Source organism: Helicobacter pylori FD535 (assembly GCF_000296015.2).
Lineage (GTDB): Bacteria > Campylobacterota > Campylobacteria > Campylobacterales > Helicobacteraceae > Helicobacter > Helicobacter pylori_CT.
This window is the reverse complement of record NZ_AKHP02000004.1, coordinates 13,652-37,167: the sequence shown is the minus strand read 5'-3', so window position 1 is coordinate 37,167 and position 23,516 is coordinate 13,652. Positions and strand designations below refer to the sequence as shown.

19 protein-coding genes, 1 tRNA gene and 2 pseudogenes are annotated in these 23,516 nt (G+C 40.3%); 14 read left to right on the top strand and 8 right to left on the bottom strand.

Annotated elements, in window-relative coordinates; translation table 11 throughout:
• Positions 1–79 precede the first annotated feature (79 nt).
• Both dapE and mnmG read right to left on the bottom strand, forming a co-directional pair.
• The gene (dapE, locus tag DV63_RS10195; protein ID WP_000339225.1) at positions 80–1,231 is read right to left on the bottom strand and encodes a succinyl-diaminopimelate desuccinylase; all 1,152 of its coding nucleotides are present in this window, start codon (positions 1,229–1,231) and stop codon (positions 80–82) included.
• Between the two features lie 10 nt (positions 1,232–1,241).
• A complete protein-coding gene (mnmG, locus tag DV63_RS10190; protein ID WP_000238052.1) occupies positions 1,242–3,107 on the bottom strand; it encodes a tRNA uridine-5-carboxymethylaminomethyl(34) synthesis enzyme MnmG in 1,866 nt (621 codons plus the stop codon).
• Positions 3,108–3,202: 95 nt separating this feature from the next.
• Here mnmG and DV63_RS10185 point away from each other — a divergent pair, with 95 nt between their 5' ends.
• The 5 genes and pseudogenes from DV63_RS10185 (at position 3,203) to DV63_RS10165 (ending at position 8,020) form a co-directional block, all read left to right on the top strand.
• On the top strand, positions 3,203–4,861 hold the full coding sequence (locus DV63_RS10185; protein ID WP_020982361.1) for an SLC13 family permease: 1,659 nt from the start codon (positions 3,203–3,205) through the stop codon (positions 4,859–4,861).
• A 12-nt stretch (positions 4,862–4,873) separates the two neighbouring features.
• Positions 4,874–5,674: a phosphatidate cytidylyltransferase gene (locus DV63_RS10180; RefSeq protein WP_000656901.1), complete on the top strand. Its 801-nt coding sequence runs from the start codon at positions 4,874–4,876 to the stop codon at positions 5,672–5,674.
• Entirely contained in the window at positions 5,675–6,781 is a 1,107-nt protein-coding gene (gene dxr / locus DV63_RS10175) for a 1-deoxy-D-xylulose-5-phosphate reductoisomerase (RefSeq protein WP_000260812.1), read from the top strand.
• Positions 6,782–6,845: 64 nt separating this feature from the next.
• Positions 6,846–7,149: pseudogene (locus tag DV63_RS18195) on the top strand (beta-1,4-N-acetylgalactosaminyltransferase).
• 11 nt (positions 7,150–7,160) lie between these two features.
• Positions 7,161–8,020: pseudogene (locus DV63_RS10165) on the top strand (beta-1,4-N-acetylgalactosamyltransferase).
• 15 nt (positions 8,021–8,035) lie between these two features.
• On the opposite strand, the gene DV63_RS10160 reads toward DV63_RS10165, so the two are convergent.
• Positions 8,036–8,587 carry a YbhB/YbcL family Raf kinase inhibitor-like protein gene (locus DV63_RS10160; RefSeq protein ID WP_000846566.1) on the bottom strand — a complete coding sequence of 184 codons (552 nt, stop codon included), beginning with the start codon at positions 8,585–8,587 and terminating at the stop codon, positions 8,036–8,038.
• A 145-nt stretch (positions 8,588–8,732) separates the two neighbouring features.
• On the opposite strand from DV63_RS10160, the gene DV63_RS10155 reads away from it, so the two are divergent.
• The 6 genes from DV63_RS10155 to msrB all read left to right on the top strand — a co-directional run bounded on the left by DV63_RS10155 (position 8,733) and on the right by msrB (position 14,578).
• On the top strand, positions 8,733–9,194 hold the full coding sequence (locus DV63_RS10155; RefSeq protein WP_031202191.1) for a helix-turn-helix domain-containing protein: 462 nt from the start codon (positions 8,733–8,735) through the stop codon (positions 9,192–9,194).
• Positions 9,195–9,366: 172 nt separating this feature from the next.
• Positions 9,367–10,530 carry a NifS family cysteine desulfurase gene (locus DV63_RS10150; RefSeq protein WP_000941688.1) on the top strand — a complete coding sequence of 388 codons (1,164 nt, stop codon included), beginning with the start codon at positions 9,367–9,369 and terminating at the stop codon, positions 10,528–10,530.
• A gap of 21 nt (positions 10,531–10,551) precedes the next feature.
• Positions 10,552–11,532 (top strand): iron-sulfur cluster assembly scaffold protein NifU, encoded by a 981-nt coding sequence (locus DV63_RS10145; RefSeq protein ID WP_001052015.1) that lies wholly within the window; start codon positions 10,552–10,554, stop codon positions 11,530–11,532.
• Between the two features lie 153 nt (positions 11,533–11,685).
• Positions 11,686–11,919, top strand: a complete 234-nt coding sequence (locus tag DV63_RS10140) for a ribbon-helix-helix domain-containing protein (protein WP_000450339.1) — start codon at positions 11,686–11,688, stop codon at positions 11,917–11,919.
• 110 nt (positions 11,920–12,029) lie between these two features.
• A complete protein-coding gene (gene radA, locus DV63_RS10135) occupies positions 12,030–13,376 on the top strand; it encodes a DNA repair protein RadA (protein WP_017179784.1) in 1,347 nt (448 codons plus the stop codon).
• 122 nt (positions 13,377–13,498) lie between these two features.
• The gene (msrB, locus tag DV63_RS10130) at positions 13,499–14,578 is read left to right on the top strand and encodes a peptide-methionine (R)-S-oxide reductase MsrB (protein WP_000866641.1); all 1,080 of its coding nucleotides are present in this window, start codon (positions 13,499–13,501) and stop codon (positions 14,576–14,578) included.
• A 168-nt stretch (positions 14,579–14,746) separates the two neighbouring features.
• On the opposite strand, the gene DV63_RS10125 is transcribed toward msrB, so the two are convergent.
• Together DV63_RS10125 and hopM are read right to left on the bottom strand one after the other, a co-directional pair.
• Positions 14,747–15,580 (bottom strand): sulfite exporter TauE/SafE family protein, encoded by an 834-nt coding sequence (locus DV63_RS10125; RefSeq protein WP_000393013.1) that lies wholly within the window; start codon positions 15,578–15,580, stop codon positions 14,747–14,749.
• Between the two features lie 207 nt (positions 15,581–15,787).
• Complete coding sequence (gene hopM, locus DV63_RS10120; protein WP_000694326.1) at positions 15,788–17,872, bottom strand: Hop family outer membrane protein HopM/HopN; 2,085 nt, start codon at positions 17,870–17,872, stop codon at positions 15,788–15,790.
• Between the two features lie 272 nt (positions 17,873–18,144).
• On the opposite strand from hopM, the gene DV63_RS10115 reads away from it, so the two are divergent.
• Positions 18,145–19,302 carry a SulP family inorganic anion transporter gene (locus DV63_RS10115; protein WP_017179785.1) on the top strand — a complete coding sequence of 386 codons (1,158 nt, stop codon included), beginning with the start codon at positions 18,145–18,147 and terminating at the stop codon, positions 19,300–19,302.
• A 33-nt stretch (positions 19,303–19,335) separates the two neighbouring features.
• Here DV63_RS10115 and DV63_RS10110 read toward each other — a convergent pair.
• The 3 genes from DV63_RS10110 to kdsB form a co-directional block, all read right to left on the bottom strand.
• Positions 19,336–19,410: transfer RNA gene (locus tag DV63_RS10110), tRNA-Asn, on the bottom strand.
• 128 nt (positions 19,411–19,538) lie between these two features.
• Positions 19,539–20,999, bottom strand: coding sequence for a porin HopA (gene hopA, locus DV63_RS10105; RefSeq protein ID WP_000751133.1), 1,461 nt, complete (start codon positions 20,997–20,999; stop codon positions 19,539–19,541).
• Positions 21,000–21,199: 200 nt separating this feature from the next.
• Positions 21,200–21,925 (bottom strand): 3-deoxy-manno-octulosonate cytidylyltransferase, encoded by a 726-nt coding sequence (kdsB, locus tag DV63_RS10100; protein ID WP_000584065.1) that lies wholly within the window; start codon positions 21,923–21,925, stop codon positions 21,200–21,202.
• A gap of 113 nt (positions 21,926–22,038) precedes the next feature.
• Between kdsB and dsbK the strand changes: the two genes are divergently transcribed.
• Both dsbK and DV63_RS10090 read left to right on the top strand, forming a co-directional pair.
• Positions 22,039–22,836: a protein disulfide-isomerase DsbK gene (gene dsbK, locus DV63_RS10095; protein ID WP_000603210.1), complete on the top strand. Its 798-nt coding sequence runs from the start codon at positions 22,039–22,041 to the stop codon at positions 22,834–22,836.
• A 15-nt stretch (positions 22,837–22,851) separates the two neighbouring features.
• Positions 22,852–23,508 carry a UPF0323 family lipoprotein gene (locus DV63_RS10090; RefSeq protein ID WP_000743505.1) on the top strand — a complete coding sequence of 219 codons (657 nt, stop codon included), beginning with the start codon at positions 22,852–22,854 and terminating at the stop codon, positions 23,506–23,508.
• Positions 23,509–23,516: the final 8 nt, after the last annotated feature.

The following is a 23,516-nucleotide window of genomic DNA, read 5'->3' as shown; positions in this document are numbered from 1 at the left end:
GTATATCTCCTATTAAAAAAATGTAATCCTTTATAATTGTAATCAAATATTGATAAGCCTTACTTAATGTTTATTTATTTTATGCCTCGCTCAAATCCTCTAAAACCCCTAAAAACACTTTTTCTAAAAGCTCTAATTCCTTCAAGCTCACCCTTTCATCAATGGCATGGATCCTGTCATTAATCACGCCAAATTCCACCACTTCTATACCATAAGCGCTAAAAAACCGCGCATCGCTCGTGCCTCCTTTGGTGTTTAAAAAGGGGGTGGTGTGGCATGCCTTTAAAATATTTTCTTTTAAAACGCTGGTGAGCTTTGAATGAGACGCCGTGATGAAAGGCGAACTGCTTGATTCTAATTCTAAAGCGTGAGGCAAATCTTTTAAAACTTTTTCTAAATATTCTTTCAAACTTTCTTTGGTGGTTTTTAAAGAATGGCGCGCATTAAAGATCATTTCTACGCTTGCCGGTGTAACGTTATTCGCCCCTAACCCTGCATGCAAGTTGGTGATGACTAATTTTGAAGGGTCAAAATATTCATCGCCATCGTCTAAATTAACTCCTGAAATCAAGGGCAAAACAGAAGCGAGCGCATCAATGGGGTTTTGGCATTTTTTTGGGTAAGCCGCATGCCCTTGAACGCCTTTTAAAATGAGTTTGCCATTAATAGAGCCTCTTCGGCCAATTTTGATGCTATCGCCTAGGACTTTTTCGCAAGTGGGTTCAGCCACAAGTGCCATATGGGGCAGTAAATCTTTTTCTTTGAGTTTTTCTAACATGAGCCTAGTGCCAAAAATCCCTGGCCCTTCTTCATCGCTTGTGAGTAAAACAGAAAGCAAAAAAGGGGTTTTAGGGTTAAAATTTAAACTCGCGCTCAAAAACGCCCCCACGCCCCCTTTCATGTCTTGCGCCCCACGGCCGTATAAAAACCCCTCTTTAATAATGGGTTTAAAGGGATCGCTTTGCCAATTATCTCCAGGAGGCACGACATCAACATGCCCTGCAAAGCAAAAATGCAAGGGTTTAACCTTTCCTTCTATATGCTCTTTTTTTGCATGCTCTTTGGGGGGGTTAAAAATGCGGTATAAAAAAAGGTTTTTCACGCCGTTTTCTCCACACTCTAGAGTTTTAAAAGTAGGAAAAAGCGATTTAATGTATTCAAAAATACCGCATTCTTTGGGCGTAATGGTGGGGTAGCTGATGAGCTTTTGGGTGATTTCTAAAGCGTCCATTAAAAATCCTTTAAGAGTTTTTCCGCAAATGGATGTATAAATGCAAAACATCTAAATTCGCCGGAGTGATCCCGCTGATTTCTGATGCTTCAAAAAGGCTTTTAGGGCGGAATTTTTCTAACTTTTCTACCGCTTCTAAGCTTAAGCCTGGAATGCCTTTAAACACAAAATCTTTAGGGATAGAAACTTTGAGCATGCTGTCCATTTTAGCGATATTTTCGTGTTGCTTTTCAATATAAATATTATATTTGCATTCAATTTTAATCTGCTCTAAAATCCGCTCATTCAAGGGGGCTAAAAAGCTGAAAAAGGAGCGCATTTTTTCTGAATTAAAACTATCGCGCGCTAAAAGGCTGACGCCATCAACCTTGTCATTGATAGGGTTTTCGCCTAATTCATTCAAGCGTTTTAACACTTCTTTGCTAGGGGTAAGGACGCATTCTTTAAGGCGTTTGAGATTGTCTTGTATCTCTTGTTGATCTTTTTTCAATTCCTTATAAAAATCCTGTTCCATAAGCCCTAAACGATAGGCATGTTCGCCTAACCTAAAAAGCGTGTTGTCTTCTCTTAAAAGCAAGCGGTATTCGGCTCGGCTGGTAAACATTCTGTAAGGCTCATTCGTGCCTTTAGTAACCAAATCATCAATCAAAACACCGATATAAGCTTCATTGCGCTTTAAAATAAAGGGGGCTTGATTCTTTAAGGCTAATACCGCATTAATCCCAGCCATAAGCCCTTGAGCCGCCGCTTCTTCATAGCCGGTAGTCCCGTTGATTTGCCCGGCCAAATAAAGCCCTTTGATTTTTTTGGTTTCTAAAGTGTGGGTCAATTCTGTGGGCTGGATAAAATCATACTCTATCGCATAGCCATAGCGCGTGATGAGGGCGTTTTCTAAGCCTTTGATAGAATGGATGACCTTTTCTTGCACATCTAGGGGTAAAGAGGTGCTTAAGCCGTTGATATAATATTCGCTTTTATTAATGGTTTGAGGCTCTAAAAACAGCTGGTGGCGTTCTTTTTCGCTGAAGCGGTTGATTTTATCTTCAATGCTAGGGCAATACCTTGGGCCTATGCCTTCAATTTGACCGCTAAATAGGGGGGCTCGGTGGAAATTATCCCTGATGATTTGGTGGGTAATAGGGTTGGTGTAAGTGATAAAACATGAGAGTTGGGTGGGGTTAAAATCTTTGGTTTTATAGCTGAAATAGGGGGGGTTTGTGTCCCCAAAATGCTCTTCTAAACCTTCAAAATCAATGCTATTGCCCGCCACTCTTGGGCAAGTGCCGGTTTTTAAGCGATCCACCTTAAAGCCAAGCTCTCTTAAATTCAAGGCTAAAGAATTAGAAGCGTTTTCCCCAAAGCGCCCGTTTTGGTTTTGGTGCTCGCCAATATGCACCACCCCTTTTAAAAAAGTGCCTGTGGTGATGATCACTTTTTTAGCTTTATAAGTGTTATTAATGTTTGTGGTTACGCCCACTACCTCACCATTTTCAATGATTAAACTTTCGGTCATTTCTTGAGAGACGCTCAAATTAGGGGTGTTTAAAACAAGATTTCTTGCAAAAATGCGGTAAGTATCCATATCAATTTGCGCTCTAGTCCCCCTGACTGCCGGTCCCTTAGAAGCGTTTAACACACGATATTGCAAACCGCTATTATCTGCAATAATCCCCATAGCCCCCCCTAAAACATCCACTTCTTTCGTCAAATGCCCTTTACCCAAGCCCCCAATCGCCGGGTTACAGCTCGCTAAACCGATCGTGTCTATGAGCATGGTGATTAAATGCACTCTAGCCCCCATTTTGGCTGCAATCAAGCCCGCTTCAATGCCTGCATGCCCCCCACCAACCACTAAAATATCACTTTCTTTTACCACTCTTTTTCCTATTTTGATATGATTTTTCTAAAATCTTAGTTTTGAAAAAGTTTTATTGTAGCATGGAGGTTAGTAATTTTAAAGGGTAAAACAAAATGGAAAATCATTCGCATGCCAATACGCATACCGATACGCGCACCGATGATAAAAGCACTAAGATCGTGCGCTTGTTGGGGTTAATAGGGGGAGCGTTAATCGCGCTCATTATCTATTACGCTTTAAACGCTCAAATGCCTCATATTGTAGAAGAAATCCCCAAGCTCAGTTCTTTGAATTATAAGGCGATGCCTGTTGTGGCGGGGGTGGCTGTTTTAATGGGGATATGGTGGATGACTGAAGCCATTGACCTGCCTGCAACCGCACTTTTACCTTTGGTGCTTTTTAGCGTCTTTAGCGTGGATCAATTCTCTAGCGTCAGCTCTTCTTACGCATCGCCCATTATCTTTCTTTTTATGGGAGGGTTTATTTTAGCTTTAAGCATGCAAAAATGGAACTTGCACACGCGCATCGCTTTAAGCATTATTTTATTAGTAGGCACAAGCCCTAGGAGGTTGATTTTAGGTTTCATGATAGCCACAGGCTTTTTGTCTATGTGGGTGAGCAATACCGCAACGGCGGTGATGATGTTTCCTGTTGGCATGAGCGTTTTGCAATTAGTCGCTAAACTGGTGGGCAAAGAAAACGCCTCTAATGCATTCTATCAAAAAGAAGAAATCACCAAAGCGCATGGGGGTATTATGGGTAATATCGTGCATAAGGGCAAAGACATTACTCAAGTCATTCAAGAAAAGACTACTATCTATCGCACGAATTTCAGCATTTGCTTGATGCTTGGCATCGCTTATGCGGCTTCTATTGGCTCTTTAGGCACTTTGATTGGCACGCCGCCTAACGCTTTATTGGCCGGCTATATGAAAACCGCTTTCAATATTGAAATTGATTTCGCTCAGTGGATGGTGTTTGGGACGCCGTTAGCCTTTATCATGCTCATTTTAGCGTGGCTCTTGCTCACTTATGTGGTTTTCCCTTTAAAGATTAAAGAAATCCCAGGGGGTAAGGAAGTCGTTAAATTAGAGTTAAACAAACTAGGCCGTTTGAGTCAGGCGGAAATCTCTGTGGGGATTATTTTTATCCTGGCATCTTTAGGGTGGATTTTTTTAGGCGTGATGTTAAAAGCTTGGGGCGTTAAAATAGACAGGATTGATTCGGTGATCGCAATAGGGGTTTCTGCGCTTTTATTCATTTTGCCCGCTAACCATCAGGGCGATAGGCTCATTGATTGGGACACCACCAAAAAACTCCCTTGGGATGTGTTGCTTTTGTTTGGCGGCGGGTTAGCCTTGAGCGCGCAATTTTCTAAAACCGGGTTGAGTTTGTGGATCGGGCATTTAGTCTCTGGCTTTTCGCATTTACCGATTTTATTCATCATTGTCATGGTTACTTTAATGGTCATTTTCTTAACCGAAATCACTTCTAACACCGCTACTGCTGCCGCGTTTTTACCGGTAATTGGAGGGGTTGCGATGGGCATGGGTTATGAAAACCATCAGAGCTTGTTATTGACCATTCCTGTAGCCTTGAGCGCGACTTGCGCGTTCATGCTCCCTGTGGCCACCCCACCCAATGCGATAGCTTATGGCTCTGGGTATGTTAAAATAACGGATATGATTAAAGCCGGTTTGTGGCTTAATTTGGTGGGCGTTGTTTTGATTAGCGCGTTTAGCTATTTTTTGGTTTCGTTAATATTTAATTGATTAAGGAAAAAAGTGAAAGAAGAGTTATTTAAAGAAAAGTCTCGTTACATTACAGGGTTTGTTTTAATCATTGTGGCGGGCTTGATTTTGTATGCGGACAATTTGTTGTTGTTTTGGGCTGTTTTAGGGGGGATTTATGCGGTAGGGTTTTCTGAAGCGTTAAGACTATTCCAGGTTAAAGCGAGCTTTAGCTTGTATCTCGTTTTAGTGTTGTCATGGGTAGCGGCGTATTTTAACGGGCGCCCTATAGAATGCGCTCTTATCAGTGCTATGGTCATGGCTAGTGTTATTGCTTATCAAAAAGCGCACCATAGCGAAGCCATTTTACCCTTTTTATACCCGGGCGTTGGGTTTTTTGCGCTTTTTGGGGTTTATAAGGATTTTGGTGCAGTAGCGATCATTTGGCTTTTAGTGGTGGTGGTCGCAAGCGATGTGGGGGCGTTTTTTGGAGGCAAGCTTTTAGGCAAAACCCCTTTCACGCCCACTTCGCCGAATAAAACTTTAGAGGGCGCGTTGATTGGCGTGGTTTTGGCGAGCGTTTTAGGATCGTTTGTGGGCATGGGGAAATTGAGTGGGGGCTTTCTTATGGCGCTCTTTTTTAGTTTTTTAATCGCTCTTATGGCGGTGTTTGGGGATTTGTATGAAAGCTATTTGAAAAGAAAGGTCGGGATCAAAGACAGCGGTAAGATTTTACCTGGGCATGGGGGCGTTTTAGACCGGTTGGATTCCATGCTTTTTGGGGCTTTAAGCTTGCATGCGTTGTTGTATTTTTTAGAAATTTGGAAAGAGACGGCGGTGTTTTTGGGGGATTGAATGGTTGTTTTAGGAAGCACCGGCTCTATTGGGAAAAACGCCCTAAAAATCGCCAAAAAATTCAAGGTAGGAATAGAAGCCTTAAGCTGTGGGAAAAATATCGCTTTAATCAATGAGCAAATCAAAGTTTTCAAACCCAAGAAAGTGGCAATCTTAGATCCTAACGATTTGGATTTTTTAGAGCCTTTGGACGCAGAAGTGTTTGTAGGGTTAGACGGCATTGATGCGATGATAGAAGAGTGCGTTTCAAATTTAGTCATTAACGCCATTGTGGGCGTAGCAGGATTAAAGGCGAGCTTTAAAAGCTTGCAAACTAACAAAAAACTGGCCCTAGCGAATAAAGAGAGCTTAGTGAGCGCGGGGCATTTATTAGACATTTCGCAAATCACGCCCATTGACAGCGAGCATTTTGGTTTGTGGGCGTTGTTGCAAAACAAGGCTTTAAAGCCTAAGTCTTTAATCATTAGCGCGAGTGGGGGGGCTTTCAGGGACACGCCTTTAGAATTTATTCCTATGCAAAACGCGCAAAACGCGCTCAAGCACCCTAACTGGAGCATGGGATCTAAAATCACCATTGATTCAGCGAGCATGGTCAATAAGCTTTTTGAAATTTTAGAAACTTATTGGCTTTTTGGCGCGTCTTTAAAGATTGATGCGCTCATTGAAAGAAGTTCTATCGTGCATGCTTTGGTGGAGTTTGAAGATAACTCTGTCATCGCGCATTTAGCGAGCGCAGACATGAAATTACCCATAAGCTATGCGATCGATCCGAAGTTAGCCTCTTTGAACGCTTCCATCAAGCCCTTAGATTTATACGCTTTAAGCGCGATTAAATTTGAACCCATTAGCATGGAGCGCTACACTTTATGGCGTTATAAAGACTTGTTGTTGGAAAACCCAAAGCTTGGCGTGGTGCTGAATGCGAGCAATGAAGCGGCGATGGAGAAGTTTTTAAACAAAGAAATCGCTTTTGGTGGCCTTATCAAAACCATTTCTCAAGCCTTAGAATCATACGCTAAAATGTCCTTCAAGCTCTCTAGTTTAGATGAAGTACTGGCGTTAGATAAGGAAGTTAGGGAGCGTTTTAAAAGTGTAGCGAGAGTGTAGTATAATAAGATTTTGCTTTTAATAGCGTTTTATTCAATCAGGAGTTTTTATATTAGGAGTTTTTATGGGGTTAAAAAATAAAATCAAGGGTTTTATTAGAGAGAAAATGCCTTTTGTGGTCAGATGTGTTCGCAGTTTAAAAGGGGCCAAAAACATTTATGATGAAATTAATCACGAAATTCAAGGAAATGCTAGAGGCTAAAAAACTCCATTCTCTTCAAGAAAAAGCTTTATTCAACCATGACCATCAAGAAAGCGTGTTTTTAGCTATCGCTTCTTTAAATTTAAATAATGAAAGTTTCATTGAACGCAATAGGAGTATTTATAAAAATAGTTCTCTTAATTATAATTATGGGGGGGTCATTTAGAATATAGGGTTATCCATCCCACTTTAACTCTACCCAATCCTACGCATTCAGGTTATTTTGACTATGATAAAAAAAGTCAAAACCCTAAAAGCCCTCTAAACCCATGGGCTTTTATTAGATCAAAAATGAAATCGTTACTTTAGAAGAGAGTTTGTTTTCTATGCTTCCTGCCATTCAAAGGGGGGTCATTGGTTTTAATGATTGCGATGATGGCTCTAAAGAAGTGATTTTAGAGTTTTGTAAAAAATTCCCCTCATTTATCCCTATCAGCTATCCTTATGAAGTCATACTAAAGGATTGCCCGAGTTTGTGGCACCAACTCTATCATTACTCTAATTATGTGCTTTCTTTTATCCCTAGAAATGAGTGGGTAGTAAAAATTGATTGCGATCATGTTTATGACGCTAAAAAACTTTATGAAAGTTTTTATATCCCTAAGAGCATTAAAGAGGTTGTGATGTATTCGCGCATTAATTTTGTGGTTCAAGATTTTGAAGTGTTTGTGTGTAATAGTGGGGATTTTGGGTTTTTAGACGCTTGGGGAGATCAATGGCTGTTTTATAACGATTGTGAGCCTTTTGAAATTTGGCAACACAATGATGATGGTTTAGAAATTTGGCAACACAATGATGATATTTATGAAATTTTAAAGCTTAAAGACAAACACCATATTAAGGATAAAGAACTCATGCAATGGCACTTCCCTTTAGCTAAAAAGAGGCGAAACGCTATCGTTGATAATGATTTAATCCCTTTAAAAGATTTTAAAAAACACCATGCCGATTTGATAGACACAAAGATTGAAGAAAGCATGCTAGATGAAAAGAGGATTTTAGAGATGTATCAAAAATTCAATCTAGCGAAAGGATAGCTACAAACATGCAGCTTATTTCCTTACAAACTGCTTGTATAAAAATTCCTTTCTCCCTATGGCGATGATATGGTTGCGCATTTTGTCATGCAAATCGCCCAAGAAAAAAGGGGCTTTCAATTCAAGTTTAGGGATGTCTAGGGCATACACTTGAATAAGATAATGGTGATCGCCATTAGGGGGCATGGGGCCGATATAGACGCTGTTAATGAGATTGGAGCGTTGTTTTTCGCTTTCATTGAGAGGAGAACGGATAAAGCCTTGAGTGAGTGAATTGACCCCTTGAGTAATCCTTTTATCCATCATGGAGGCGTTTTCTTCTAAAACATTATGAGAAATATTGCCCACGACCCAATGGACAAACGGCATGCCGCACACTTTTTGAGCGTCATAATCGATGAGTTCTAACGCATAGCTTTGAGCGCCTTCTACTTTTTGCCATGAGATTTTAGGCGAATAAGTGGGTAAGCCGTTTGGATTGAGAAACCCTCTAGGAGCGTTACCGCCAAATTTAGCGTCCAAATACCCTTGCGAATCGGTTTGAATCATCACTTCAAAAGTTTTCATTTTAAGCCCTTTTTCTTTGAAATCGTTTTGCGTTCTCTTATTGTAGCATGATCATCAAAATACATCTTAATTTGGAGCATGGTATTAGAATAATCATTTTTAATGATTAAATAGTTATTTATTTTTGGTGGTTAGTATTGAACGCATGGAAAGTAAAATAAATCGTTTGAGCACCAAGATAGACGCACTATTGGAACAGCAAAAAAGAGTGATTTCTTTACTAGAAACTTATTTGAGCGTTTATCCCGCCCAAGAGGCTTCAAATAAGTTTTTTAAAGGTGTTAGTCAAGGGATGGAGTTAGCCCCAGAAATCGCGCAAGAAGATGAAGAAAAACGCCTTTATGTGTTGCAATATTTAAGCCATGTGGATATTACTAAAAACAAGCAAGACTCCCAACTCAAAAAAGATTGTTTGGAATTTATCCAAAGGTTTGATGTCCCAAAGCCCCTTATAGTTACCGCTCTTTATAACCTTAGGGGCATTAAGCCCACTAAAAAAGAAGTAGCGAAACAATTGCAAAAACTCTATGTGTGGGAGAAGCGTTACCGACAAGGGGGGATAGACGCTTTGAAAGACAGGCGTGGGAGACCCCTTAAAAAACCTTAAGCGGGTTGGTGGTGGCTGTTGTTGGTTTTTGATAGGAGGATGTTCGCATTTCTCAAAATGTTTTTAAAATTCATCTTATTTTAAGTTAAAATTAAGAAAATATCTTGTATTTAATCATAATTTAGACTTAGATAAGAAAATCTATGTAAAATTTTTAAGGAGAATATTAACCTTGTTACAACGAATTTATTTAGACAATAACGCTACAACGAGGATTGACCCTAAAGTCAAAGAAATCATGGATCCTTTTTTAAGGGATCATTATGGGAACCCTAGCTCGTTGCACCAGTTTGGCACAGAAACCCACCCAGCCATTGCAGAAGCGCTAGATAAGCTTTATAAGGGCATTAACGCTAGGGATATAGATGATGTGATCATCACTTCTTGCGCGACAGAAAGCAATAATTGGGTTTTAAAGGGCGTGTATTTTGATGAATGCTTGAAAAAAGGCAAAAACCATATTGTAACCACGGTTGCAGAGCATCCAGCGGTGCGATCCACTTGCAATTTTTTAGAAAGCTTAGGGGTGGAGGTTACTTACTTGCCTATTAATGAGCATGGGAGTATTACCGCAGAGCAAGTCAAAGAAGCGATCACAGAAAAAACCGCTTTAGTGAGCGTGATGTGGGCGAATAATGAAACCGGTCTCATTTTCCCTATTGAAGAAATTGGGGCTATTTGTAAAGAAAAGGGCGTGTTGTTCCATACCGATGCGGTGCAAGCGATTGGTAAAATCCCTGTAGATGTGTTAAAAGCGAATGCGGATTTCCTTTCTTTTAGCGCGCACAAATTCCATGGGCCTAAAGGCATTGGGGGGTTGTATATTAGAAGTGGGGTGGGATTGACCCCTCTTTTTCATGGCGGGGAGCATATGAATGGCAGGCGCAGCGGGACTTTGAATGTGCCTTATATTGTGGGCATGGGCGAAGCGATGAAATTAGCCGTAGAGCATTTAGACTATGAAAAAGAAGTGGTAGGGAAATTGCGCGACAAATTAGAAGAAGCGCTTTTGAAAATCCCTGATGTGATGGTGGTAGGCGATCGAATCCATCGTGTGCCTAACACGACTTTAATCAGCGTGAGAGGGATTGAAGGAGAGGCCATGTTATGGGATTTGAACCGCTCTAATATCGCTGCTTCCACAGGGAGTGCGTGTGCGAGTGAGGATTTAGAGGCTAATCCTGTCATGGTAGCGATTGGAGCGAGTAAGGAATTAGCTCATACCGCTATCAGGCTTTCATTGAGCCGTTTTAACACGGAAGCTGAAATTGATAAAACGATTGAAGTTTTCTCTCAAGCGGCTGTAAGATTGAGAAACATTTCAAGTTCTTATTAAAAAGAATATAAAGGAATCAAAATGGCAAAACATGATTTAGTGGGTTCGGTTCTCTGGGACGCGTATTCTAAAGAAGTTCAAAGGCGCATGGACAACCCCACGCATTTAGGGGTCATCACCGAAGAGCAGGCTAAAAATAAAAACGCTAAGCTCATTGTGGCGGATTATGGCGCAGAGGCATGCGGTGATGCGGTGAGGTTGTATTGGCTTGTAGATGAAGGCACGGATAGAATTATTGACGCGAAGTTTAAAAGCTTTGGTTGCGGGACAGCGATTGCAAGCTCAGACATGATGGTGGAGTTGTGTTTGAATAAAAGAGTCCAAGATGCGGTAAAGATCACGAATTTAGATGTGGAAAGAGGCTTGAGAGACGATCCGGACACGCCGGCTGTCCCTGGGCAAAAAATGCACTGCTCGGTGATGGCGTATGATGTGATCAAAAAAGCTGCCGGCATGTATTTGGGGAAAAACGCTGAAGATTTTGAAGAAGAAATCATCGTGTGCGAGTGCGCTAGGGTGAGTTTAGGCACGATTAAAGAAGTGATTAGGCTCAATGATTTAAAAAGCGTTGAAGAAATCACTAACTACACCAAAGCCGGTGCTTTTTGTAAAAGCTGCGTGAGGCCTGGAGGGCATGAAAAAAGGGATTATTACCTGGTGGATATTCTTAAAGAAGTGCGCGAAGAAATGGAGGCTGAAAAACTTAAAGCCACCGCTAATAAATCCCAAAGCGGGGAATTGGCTTTCAGGGAAATGACTATGGTTCAAAAGATTAAAGCGGTGGATAAAGTCATTGATGAAAATATCCGCCCGATGCTTATGATGGACGGAGGGGATTTAGAGATTTTAGACATTAAAGAAAGCGATGATTACATTGATGTGTATATCCGCTACATGGGGGCATGCGATGGGTGCATGAGCGCGACTACCGGGACTTTATTTGCCATTGAAAACGCCCTGCAGGAATTGTTGGATCGCAGTATCAGGGTGTTACCGATTTGATTTGTTTTTTTTAGGGGGTGAAGCCTTTTTCAAGCGAGCGCTAATAAACTTAAGATAAGGAATGATTAGTGCTTGTGGCATTATTCATTATACGCTACTTTTATGCTAATATGCTATTTTGAAGCGATTTGCGATGATGATTGAAGGAACTTGATGGAAACGACAGAAAACACAGATGAAACTCACTTAAGGGGAACTAAAAATAAACTAGGACGCAAACCAAAAGCAGACGCTAATAAAAAAACCCGTGCTGTAAGCTTGTATTTTTCTGATGAACAATACCAAAAACTAGAGAAAATGGCTAACGAAGAAGAAGAAAGCGTGGGATCTTATATCAAACGCTATATTTTGAAGGCTTTAAGAAAAATAGAGCAAAATGGTGCTTGATAATTTTTAACTTGTTTTGAGTTTAGCTTTATGAGTTTTGCTACAGAACCAAACCAAAAGTCCGTTTTTATCTAGTTTTTAGCTGTGTGATTTTAAAAAAGAGTGGTATTTTGGCTAAAAAAACTTCTTTATTTGAGTGTCAGCATTGCGGTTTTACAAGCCCTAAGTGGCTAGGCAAGTGCGTTCAATGCAACGCATGGGAGAGTTTTATAGAATTGAACCAAGCTCAAAAGGAAGTTTTAAACACGCTTAAAAATCCGATCCCACAAGCGCAAAAAAGCGTTTCTATCGCTGAAATTGAGCATGAAGAAGTGATCAAGTTTTCTTCCACTCAAAGCGAATTGGATATTGTCTTAGGTGGGGGGATCGCTAAAGGAGGGTTGTATTTAGTGGGGGGGAGTCCTGGGGTGGGGAAATCCACTCTGCTTTTAAAAGTGGCTTCTGGCTTAGCCAAAAACCAGCAAAAGGTTTTGTATGTGAGCGGGGAAGAGAGCTTGAGCCAGATTAAAATGCGCGCCACTAGATTGGATTGCATAGAAAAAGAATTGTATCTGCTCAATGAAATCAATTGGCCTGTAATTAAGGCGAATATTGAGAGCGAAAATTATTTTGCTTGCGTGATTGACTCTATTCAAACGCTTTATTCGCCAGAGATTTCTTCAGCGCCCGGCTCTATTTCGCAAGTGCGAGAGATCACTTTTGAGCTCATGCGTTTGGCCAAAACAAGAAATATTGCTATTTTTATCATCGGTCATATCACTAAAGAGGGGAGCATTGCAGGGCCTAGAGTGTTAGAGCATATGGTAGATAGCGTGCTGTATTTTGAAGGCGATCCCAGTAGGGAATTAAGGATTTTAAGGAGTTTTAAAAACCGCTTTGGCCCTACGAGTGAAATCGGCTTGTTTGAGATGAAAGAGCAGGGTTTGGTGAGCGCCAAAGAAGCTTCAAGCCTGTTTTTTTCTAAAGAAGAGCCTATGGAGGGGAGTGCCATTACCATCACTTTAGAAGGCTCAAGGGCGTTGATTTTAGAGATTCAGGCGTTGGTGAGCGAGTGCAGTTTCGGAGCGCCCAAACGATTAGCGAACGGGTTTGACACCAACCGCCTTAACATGCTCATCGCTTTATTGGAAAAAAAGCTAGAAATCCCCTTAAACCGCCATGACGTGTTTATCAATGTGAGCGGAGGCATTAAGATTAACGAGCCGGCTTGCGATTTAGCGGTCATTGCCAGTATCCTTTCAAGCTTTAAAAACAGAAAAATTGATAATAAAACCGCCTTTTTGGGCGAAGTGAGTTTGAATGGCAGGATTTTAGAAGCCCCTAATTTGAACGCTAGATTGAAAGAAATGGAAAATTATGGGTTTTTAAAAGCCATTTTGCCCAAAAAACCCAGTCAAAAAACCTCTATCAAATGCTATGAGGCCAATGTGGTGGGTAAGATTGTTGAGTGGATGTGATTTTAAATTTTGTTACCTAATAGAACAGAGCCTTATTAAAATTTAAACTCAATTTAAAGAACAACTACCATTTTTTTAGTTATAATGGCAGACACCATTAAAATTAAAACAAAGGTTATTCAATGAAAGTATTGTCTTACTTGAAAAGTTTTTATCTTTTTTTAGCGATAGGAGCAATTATGCAAGCGAGTGAAAACATGGGATCTCAACACCAAAAAACCGATGAAAGAGTGATTTACTTGGCTGGGGGGTGCTTTTGGGGGCTAGAGGCGTATATGGAGAGGATTTATGGCGTCATAGACGCAAGCTCTGGTTATGCTAACGGCAAGACTTCAAGCACAAATTATGAAAAATTGCATGAGAGCGATCATGCTGAAAGCGTGAAAGTCGTTTATGATCCTAAAAAAATCAGTTTGGACAAGTTGTTGCGTTACTATTTTAAGGTGATTGATCCGGTGAGCGTGAATAAGCAGGGTAATGATGTGGGTAGGCAGTATCGCACAGGGATTTATTATACCAATAGCGCGGATAAAGAAGTGATAGATCACGCCTTAAAAGCGTTGCAAAAAGAAGTGAAAGGCAAAATCGCTATTGAAGTGGAGCCTTTAAAAAATTATGTGAGGGCTGAAGAGTATCACCAAGATTATTTGAAGAAAAATCCTGGTGGTTATTGCCATATTGATTTGAAAAAGGCGGATGAAGTGATTGTGGATGATGATAAATACACCAAACCCAGCGATGAAGTTTTAAAGAAAAAACTCACCAAACTCCAGTATGAGGTGACGCAAAACAAACACACTGAGAAACCCTTTGAAAATGAGTATTACAACAAAGAAGAAGAGGGCATTTATGTGGATATTACCACAGGCGAGCCGTTATTTTCTTCAGCGGATAAATACGACTCCGGTTGCGGGTGGCCAAGCTTTTCTAAGCCTATCAATAAAGATGTGGTGAAATACGAAGACGATGAGAGCCTTAACAGGAAACGCATTGAAGTGTTGAGCCGTATTGGTAAGGCGCATTTAGGGCATGTGTTTAACGATGGGCCTAAAGAATTAGGGGGCTTAAGGTATTGCATTAATAGCGCGGCTTTAAGGTTTATCCCCTTAAAAGACATGGAAAAAGAGGGCTATGGCGAGTTTATCCCTTATATCAAAAAGGGTGAATTGAAAAAATACATCCAAGATAAAAAAACGCATTAAGGGGTAATGACTAAGCCCCCTAAGGGGGGTTAAGCGTTTGGTTATCTTAAAAACGCTAAAGTCCGCCCACTGATTTATTCTTAACTATTCTTATTCAAAAAAAACAATCTCTATAAAATGGTTTTTATTTCTTAAAAGAAATGTTTTAAAAAATGCCTTTGAGCATTTTTACCCCATAATGAGCTTGTGTAAAGTCGCTAAAATGCTTAAAGCATAAATGAGGAGCAACAGGATTTTATGCACCTTTTCATTAGCTAAAGCAATGAGCTTAATGCCAATGCCCACCCCTAAAAACGCTCCAATACCGGTAATCACCCCCGCTTGAACGCTTATGTCATCAAGAACCTTCCCGTTATAAAGAGAAATGACCCCAGATAAAGAAGCGAACACCACAAAAAATAGCCCCAAAGGCACGATTTTTTTAGAATCGTATTTCAAAAAATAGCCCAAAAACGGCACCATTAAAATCCCTCCACCCATGCCTAGCGGGATAGAAAAAATGCCGGTAACAAAACCGGCGAGCATCAAAACCCCATGCGTTCTGTCCATAGACACAAAAGGGATCGAGCGCTTTTTTTCTGGCGTTTTGTTATTCGCATGCAAATCAAAATGCATTTCTTCAAAATGCTCAGGCTTCTTGTTGCTAGAAAAAGCGTATTTGATAAAGGTGTAGCACACCACCACCACAAACACAGCCATTAAAATCTTATCGTCAATGATTTTTAAGATAAAGCTCCCTAAAATCGCCCCCATTAGCCCTCCAAACGCAGCAAATGAGCCTTCTCTCAAATCCAATAAGCCCTTTTTGTAATTGATGATAGAGCCGACCACTGAAGAAAAAAGCATTTGCATGAGCGAAATACCCACCGCATGGCTATAGCTAAAATGGGCAAAAATCGCGCTAGGGACGACAATCTCCCCCCCACCAATACCAAAAAACCCGGCGGTAATGCCGGTGAATAGCCCCACAAGAGCCAAAATGAACGCTGTTGATTCTTCCATAAAAAAACTCCCTAAATTCTAAATGATTACTTTATCAAAAAAGAGTGATAATCTTTAAAAAATTTTTCTTTAATGATTGCAAAAATAGGGTTTTGATCACTTTAATTTTACAGCTTGAGAGCGATTACAAGAGACTATCCTCTTTACTTGCTTGATTTAAAAAGGCTTTCAAGCGTTTTTAAACAAACCCCCCTTTTTAAGAGGGTTTTAATAAGCAAACACATAATTGAGAAAAAGGCTATACATCCTTCTGTATTCTAGTTTAGCGCCCATGAAAGAATAATAGTTGGTGTTGATCGTGGGGATCTTAAAGCCTAATTCAATGCCATGCTGAGCGCTATGATCGCTGTTTTTTTTCTTAGGCCTAGCGAGATTCATTCTCAAGCCCAAATCAAACAAAAATTGGAAGTTAGAAGTGCTGACATTAGCGTTATAAATGCCATTCATCATGGTCAAATTCACTTGTTGGGAATTAAGCCACGAAGTCCCGGCTAACGCAAAGCCTCCAAAAAGCCCCACGGAGAGCTTGTTATTCTTGCCTAAAAAGTTGGTGTTTTTATCGTTAATGAAATTATAAAGCGCATCCATTCCCACCCCATAAGTCCAAACATCAGAAGCGGAGTTAAAAAAGTTGGATTTGATATAAGCATGGTTGTAATCAAAAAAGCCGTAATACCTTAACCCCCAATTCCTTTTTTTACCAAAGAATTGTTTATAGCCCACTTGCACGCCGATCCCATTCATCGCCCCATTATTGTTTTGATAGTCAATCACGCCGATGCGCCTGAAAGGGTTTTTGCCTAATTCTTGCGTGATGGTTTGGAGCTGGTTGTATTTGTTGGTATCCAAAGAATAAGTGAGCAAACCTTCTGGGGAATTAGGGTTTTGAGTGGAATGCGTCATGTTTTGAAGAGACTTGGCGTTAGGCAAGTGAGAGATACCGTTATTAATTGCTGTAGAGTCTTTATTTAGAGTGTTAAGGGCTTCTTTAAAATTCAAAATGGTTTGAGATAAAGCCTTATCTTGATTGACCTGGTTGCCATAATAAGCGGTGTGTTGCTCTAAAGAATTGAGAGTTTCTTTCACAAACGCGCAACCTGAACCCCAAGTGTTATTAGTGATCACGCCAGCCGATCCTGCTTTACATTCTTCTAAATCCCCTTGGATAGGCCCTTGAATGCTGTGGAAATTGTCCGCTACTTGTTGGGCTAAGCTTAAAATCTCTGCTTGAGCGTTCGCTCTGTTGAGCATTTCTTGAGCGAACCCTTTGTCTTTGGAAGTGTAGGGGTTGAAATTTTCTGGTTGCGTGATTTGGGTGTTTTCATTAGCGTTAAGCTGTTTGGTTTTTTCTAAAACGGCTTGAGCGTTTTTAATCATCTCGTTAATAGCGTTAAAAGAAGGGCCAAAAATATCCACTACATTCCCAGGTGTAGAACTCAACCCCCACGCTTTACCGCCATTGCTCGTTTGCACATGCGGCTTTTGAGTAATAAGGACTTGCATGATAGTAGCGGCTTGTTGCAAAAGGTATTCAGCGTTATTGTGGTATGTCAATTGTATTGTGGGCGAGAATGATGATCCGCCTGAATAAGAGGTTGGGATCTCTTTCCCATTCTCTGTATAATAATGCTCTATGATATTGTTTTGTGTAGTGGTCTTATAATTGGTTTGTTGTATGTTGACTACCCCTGTTTTGGTGGTGTCGTTCAAGGCAGGCATCCCGCCCCCTTGATTTTGGTTTAAAGCGGTTTGGATAATTTGATAAGCTTGGTTGAGCTCTTGGTATTTTTCAATGGATAGAATACCATTGGGGCCTGTCCCATACGCTTGATTACAAGTGGTGGTTGTCCTATTAAGGGCTGGTGTGTTACCAAACGATCGATAGCTTTGATTGTTGGTAGGGCCAGGACCGCAGCCAATAAAAAGGGCTATGACTTGCCACATGCCCACAGCGGCATTGAGCGCTAAAGCCACAGCTTGATAGGCGGGGGAAGTGGTGGTAGTGCTAGTGAGGTTAATCGCACTTGAGCTTAAATTATCAATCGCGCCGGTGATCGCGCTTGGCGTGCTGGCTAGATTGACTAAGGAATTTAAGTAATTGTATTGGTTTAAAAGGTTGTTTAAATTATCGTATCTGTCCGCAAGATTTTGCAATGCTCCAGTGTTTTTCACTTTTTGGACCGCTTCACCGATCTGATAGCCCACACTCATATAAAACCCGTCATCTTCAGCCCTTGATAATGAAGCTATGAGAGAGAAAGAGAGAGCAAAGAGAGATTTTTTGATTTTCATGGTTTCTCCTTTTAATAGATTTTCTTGGTTTCACATTCCCATGACATTCCCATGATAGTGCATGTTTATGAAATTCCACCATTTTACCATAAAATGCTTATTCTTAACTTAAAATTTATATTTTGAAAAAAAAAAAAANAAAAAAAAAAAAACGATTTTAAGTATTTTTTACAATAAAATATTTAAAAAAGCTTAACGCTAAGAAAAATTTTATTGGTTTGAAATTGGTTTTTAAATCTTATAATCAAGCCATTCTAATGAGAAAGAAAGGCATGTTGGAAAAGATACAAAAAGAATGGTTGAGCAACATTCAAAAAGATTTGTTGTCTGGTTTTGTGGTGGGGCTTTCTGTGATCCCAGAGACGGCCGGCTTTGCGATCATGGTGGGTTTAGATGTGGGCGTGGCGTTTTATACGACCTTTTACATGGCTTTTGTTTTGTCTCTTTTTGGGGCTAGAAAGGCGATGATTAGCGCAGCGGCCGGTTCAGTGGCGCTCATTTTAGTGGGCGTGGTTAAAAAGTATGGGCTTGAATACGCGGGCGTGGCGACTCTTATGGCAGGGGTGTTGCAAATTCTTTTAGGCTATTTGAAAATAGGGAATCTTTTGAGGTTTATCCCTCAATCAGTGATGTATGGCTTTGTGAACGCGCTAGGCATTTTGCTGTTAATGGAGCAATTCAAATTCCTTCAAAACCAAAATTTAGGGGTGTTTATCTTGCTTGTTATTGGGATATTGATCATTTATCTCTTCCCCTTAATCACTAAAAAAATCCCCTCTAATCTGGTTTGTATCCTTGCAATCAGCGCGATCGCTTTAATTTTTGATGTGCATGCGCCGAATTTGGGGAGCATTGAGCAAGGGGTTTCAGGCTTTCATTTCATCATTATCCCCAAAAATTTGGATTTTAAAATAATGATAGGATTGTTGCCTTATGCTCTTTCTTTAGCACTAGTAGGCACGATAGAAAGTTTATTGACCGCTAAAACTTTAGATGTGATTTTAAAAGACGGCGTGAGCGATAAAAATAAAGAAACTAAAGCGCAAGGCTTGGGGAATATCATTTCAGGGCTTTTGGGGGGAATGACAGGGTGCGCTTTAGTGGGGCAGTCTATCATCAACGCAAAATCCGGGGCCAAAACAAGGCTTTCTACTTTTTTTGCCGGCTTTTCTTTAATGGTGCTAATATTAGTGTTTAATGAATATGTGGTTAAGATCCCCATTGTGGCAGTTGTGGCGGTGATGGTGATGATTTCTTTCACCACTTTTAATTTCCAATCCATTATCAACATTAAAAAAATCAAGCTCTATGACATGTTCAACATGCTCTTAGTCGTGGCGGTGGTTTTATACACGCATAATTTAGCGATAGGGGTTGTGGTGGGGGTTTTAGTCAATGCGTTATGGATCAAATCTAAAGGGATTGCGTGAATTTTTGCTATAAAAAAAGATGAGTTAAAAGTATGGCTCCAGATGTAGGATTCGAACCTACGACCAAGCGGTTAACAGCCGCCTACTCTACCGCTGAGCTAATCTGGAATTTCGCTCAAAAAATAAAGAGAAATTTTAGTGTGTTTTTTGTAAAAAGTCAAGTAAAATGATGCCATTATTCATTGAGAGCCAAAAAGTTGGCTTTGTCCTCATTAGTAATGAGAACCGATTCCATATCAATAAGCCAAAACATAATTGAAATACACGCTATAAAGTCTTCGGTATGCTAATTTAGCGCCCATGAAAGAATAGTAATTCGTGTTGATGGTGGGGATTTTCACGCCTAATTCAACGCCATGGTGAATCCCTTGAAGCCTTAAACCGGTATTGAATAAGAATTGGAAATTGGTGTTGTTGATTTTAGCACTGTAGATGCTAGTGGTGGTTTTTAAATTCATAAATTGGGAATTGAGCCATGTCGTGCCTGCTAGAGCGATGCCTCCAAAAATACCAAAAGAGACTTTGCGGTTTTTATCGGATCCGCCATTGATGAAATTCAATAAAAGATCGCTGCCGGCGCCATAAGTGAAAACGTTGGAAGCGGAGTTAAAAAAGTTGGATTTGATATAGGCATGGTTGTAATCAAAAAAGGCATAATAACGGATCCCAAAAAATTTATTTTTCCCAAAGAATTGCTTATAGCCTAATTGCACGCCCACGCCGTTCATCGCCCCGTTATTGCTTTGAGAGTTAATCAATCCCACGCTTCTAAAAGGGTTATGGCCAAACTCTTTGGTGGTAGTTTGGAATTGGGAATATTGGGTTTCGTTGAGAGAATAACTATAGCTAGATCGGCTCACCAAACTTTGAAACCCTTTAGAACCGGGCGTTTTTTGAAGGGTGTTATAGATGGTTGCTAAATTGTCTCCTTTGAGGTAAGAGATCGTGTCATTAATAACGCTTGATACTTGATTAAGGTTTTTATTGAAATCAGCGTTGGTAAACGCGCTTGGTTGGTTTGGATTTTCTGGGTCGGTTCTTCGGGATTGCGCGGCGGCTTCTTTAGCGCTATTTATCATGCTGTTTATGGCGTTAAAGGTGCTGCCAAAAATAGCGCATGCGTTCCCGCTTGCATTAATGCCCCATGGTTTGCCATTGCCTCCGTCTATTCCTGGACATTGGCTTTGAAGGGTGCTAATAATGGTGCTAGCTTGCCCTAAAAGATGTTCGTAGTCATTTTCAATCGTGGTATTATTGTTGGCTGTATTTTTATTTTCTAGAGTATTTTGGAGCAATTGAGAAATCGCATTGATTTTGTTGTATTCACTAGTGGATAGCGAGTTATTGGCTAAATTAGAGGCTATCACTTGCCACATGCCCACCGCAGAGCTGAGCGCTGAGGATACGGCTTCTTTAGCGGTATTAGGGGTCGTTTTCAATCTGCTAGCGCTCTCTTTTAGATTGTCAATCGCTTGAGCGGTGCTTGAATCAGCGCTAGAGGCCGTTTGTTTGAGTTCGTTATAGCGGGTTAAAAGATTGTTTAAATTTTCGTAAGCGTTGGAGACTTTTTGGATTTCGCCGGTGTTTTTCACTTGTTGAACCGCTTCGCCGATTTGATAGCCCACGCTCATAAAAACGCCGTCATTTTCAGCCAGGAGCGGTGAAACCATAAGAGAAAGTAAAATCGTTTTTTTCATAAAATGTTCCTTAAAGTAATGTTTTATTTGTAAAATCGTATCAAATTGAAACTTTATTTACAATGCGTTTAAATTATGCCATAAATTTATTGAATTTTTAATAAAATTAAGCAAAAATTAAGAAATTTTGCTTTTTTTTGGATTTAAAAAGAGGTTTTTGATGGTGGAAAATGCTTTGAGTGCTTTTTAAAATTTAGCGCTCAAAGGAGATTGGGGTTAAAAATTTTCAAAGCGTTTTGCAAATCTTCTTTGGTGTCAATGCCCACGCTTTCGCTTTGAACGATTTTCACTGCAATCTTTTTTTGGTAATACAAAGCCCTTAATTGCTCTAATTTTTCTAGTTCCTCTAAAACGCAAGCTTTTAAAGCACATAATTCTTCTAAGATTTCTTTATTGTGGAAGCCATAAATACCGATATGCCCTAAAAGGGGGGTTTGGCGTTTCATATCAGCGTCTCGTAAAAAGGGGATAAGGGAGCGCGAAAAATACAAGGCGTTATTTTGATGATCTAAAACCACCTTGACTAAATTGGGGCTTTTGGCTTGCCTTTCATCAATGACTTTAGCGCAAGTTGCCATGAAAGGGGCGTTTTTGGTGGCTTCTAATAAGGCTAAAATGACTTCTTTTTCTAAAAAAGGCTCATCGCCTTGCAGGTTTAAAACCCTTTCATCGTTTTTTAACCCTAAAATTCGCGCCGCTTCCAAACAGCGTTCCGTGCCGCTATTATGGTGTTTGGAGGTTAGCACCGCTTTAATGCGGAATTTTTGGCATGTTTGCATGATGCTTTCATCATCGCAAGCGACTACGCATTCATCTACTAGATTCGCATTTTTAGCGCAACGGACTACCATAGGCAAGCCAAAAATATCTTCTAGCACTTTATTTTCAAAACGACTGGATTTTAATCTGGCAGGAATGATAATCATCTTTAAACCTTTTTAAGCCTTATGAAAATAGGGGATTTTTATGGTATTATACCCATTAAAAGCTTATTCCTTTTATTATTAGGGATTTAGGCTATTGAACTTTAGGAGTTTTAATGATATTAAGAGCGAGTGTGTTGAGCGCGTTACTTCTTGTAGGCTTAGGGGCAGCCCCTAAACATTCAGTTTCAGCTAATGACAAACGGATGCAGGATAATTTAGTGAGCGTGATTGAAAAACAGACCAATAAAAAGGTGCGTATTTTAGAAATCAAACCTTTAAAATCCAGCCAGGATTTAAAAATGGTCGTTATTGAAGATCCGGACACTAAATACAATATTCCGCTTGTAGTGAGTAAGGATGGTAATTTAATCATAGGGCTTAGCAATATCTTTTTTAGCAATAAAAGCGAAGATGTGCAATTAGTCGCAGAAACCAATCAAAAAATCCAAGCCCTTAACGCTACCCAGCAAAATAGCGCGAAATTGAACGCTATTTTTAATGAAATACCGGCTGATTATGCGATAGAGTTGCCCTCTACTAACGCTAAAAATAAGGATAAAATCCTTTATATTGTTTCTGATCCCATGTGCCCGCATTGCCAAAAAGAGCTCACTAAACTCAGGGATCACTTAAAAGAAAACACCGTGAGAATGGTTGTAGTGGGGTGGCTTGGAGTCAATTCAGCTAAAAAAGCGGCTTTGATCCAAGAAGAAATGGCGAAAGCTAGGGCTAGGGGAGCGAGCGTGGAAGATAAAATCTCTATTCTTGAAAAGATTTATTCCACCCAATACGATATTAACGCTCAAAAAGAGCCTGAAGATTTGCGTACTAAAGTGGAAAATACCACTAAAAAGATTTTTGAATCCGGTATGATTAAAGGCGTGCCTTTCTTATACCATTATAAGGCATGATATAAGGTTACTCTCATGAAAAAACCCTACAGAAAGATTTCTGATTATGCGATCGTGGGTGGTTTGAGCGCGTTAGTGATGGTGAGCATTGTGGGGTGTAAGAGCAATGCCGATGACAAACCAAAAGAGCAAAGCTCTTTAAGTCAAAGCGTTCAAAAAGGCGCGTTTGTGATTTTAGAAGAGCAAAAGGATAAATCTTACAAGGTTGTTGAAGAATACCCCAGTTCAAGAACCCACATTATAGTGCGCGATTTGCAAGGCAATGAACGAGTGTTAAGCAATGAAGAGATTCAAAAGCTCATCAAAGAAGAAGAAGCCAAAATTGATAACGGCACGAGCAAGCTTATCCAACCTAATAATGGAGGGAGTGGAGGGAGTAATGAAAGCTCAGGCTTTGGCTTGGGGAGCGCGATTTTAGGGAGTGCGGCGGGGGCGATTTTAGGGAGTTATATTGGCAATAAGCTTTTCAATAACCCTAATTATCAGCAAAACGCCCAACGGACCTACAAATCCCCACAAGCTTACCAACGCTCTCAAAATTCCTTTTCTAAAAGCGTGCCCAGTGCTTCAAGCATGGGCGGAGCGAGTAAGGGACAGAGTGGGTTTTTTGGCTCTAGTAGGCCTACCAGTTCGCCTGCGGTAAGCTCTGGGACAAGGGGCTTTAACTCATAATTTAATCT

Bases quoted from the DNA above. Each gene is read 5' to 3' on its own strand.
- hopA (WP_000751133.1), bottom strand. From the start codon at position 20,999: ATGAAAAAAACGATTTTACTTTCTCTTATGGTTTCACCGCTCCTGGCT.
- dsbK (WP_000603210.1), top strand. From the start codon at position 22,039: ATGATATTAAGAGCGAGTGTGTTGAGCGCGTTACTTCTTGTAGGCTTA.
- DV63_RS10125 (WP_000393013.1), bottom strand. From the start codon at position 15,580: ATGGAAGAATCAACAGCGTTCATTTTGGCTCTTGTGGGGCTATTCACC.
- dapE (WP_000339225.1), bottom strand. From the start codon at position 1,231: ATGGACGCTTTAGAAATCACCCAAAAGCTCATCAGCTACCCCACCATT.
- dxr (WP_000260812.1), top strand. From the start codon at position 5,675: ATGGTTGTTTTAGGAAGCACCGGCTCTATTGGGAAAAACGCCCTAAAA.
- DV63_RS10140 (WP_000450339.1), top strand. From the start codon at position 11,686: ATGGAAACGACAGAAAACACAGATGAAACTCACTTAAGGGGAACTAAA.
- kdsB (WP_000584065.1), bottom strand. From the start codon at position 21,925: ATGATTATCATTCCTGCCAGATTAAAATCCAGTCGTTTTGAAAATAAA.
- DV63_RS10185 (WP_020982361.1), top strand. From the start codon at position 3,203: ATGGAAAATCATTCGCATGCCAATACGCATACCGATACGCGCACCGAT.
- hopM (WP_000694326.1), bottom strand. From the start codon at position 17,872: ATGAAAATCAAAAAATCTCTCTTTGCTCTCTCTTTCTCTCTCATAGCT.
- DV63_RS10160 (WP_000846566.1), bottom strand. From the start codon at position 8,587: ATGAAAACTTTTGAAGTGATGATTCAAACCGATTCGCAAGGGTATTTG.
- DV63_RS10115 (WP_017179785.1), top strand. From the start codon at position 18,145: ATGTTGGAAAAGATACAAAAAGAATGGTTGAGCAACATTCAAAAAGAT.
- msrB (WP_000866641.1), top strand. From the start codon at position 13,499: ATGAAAGTATTGTCTTACTTGAAAAGTTTTTATCTTTTTTTAGCGATA.
- DV63_RS10090 (WP_000743505.1), top strand. From the start codon at position 22,852: ATGAAAAAACCCTACAGAAAGATTTCTGATTATGCGATCGTGGGTGGT.
- DV63_RS10155 (WP_031202191.1), top strand. From the start codon at position 8,733: ATGGAAAGTAAAATAAATCGTTTGAGCACCAAGATAGACGCACTATTG.
- DV63_RS10145 (WP_001052015.1), top strand. From the start codon at position 10,552: ATGGCAAAACATGATTTAGTGGGTTCGGTTCTCTGGGACGCGTATTCT.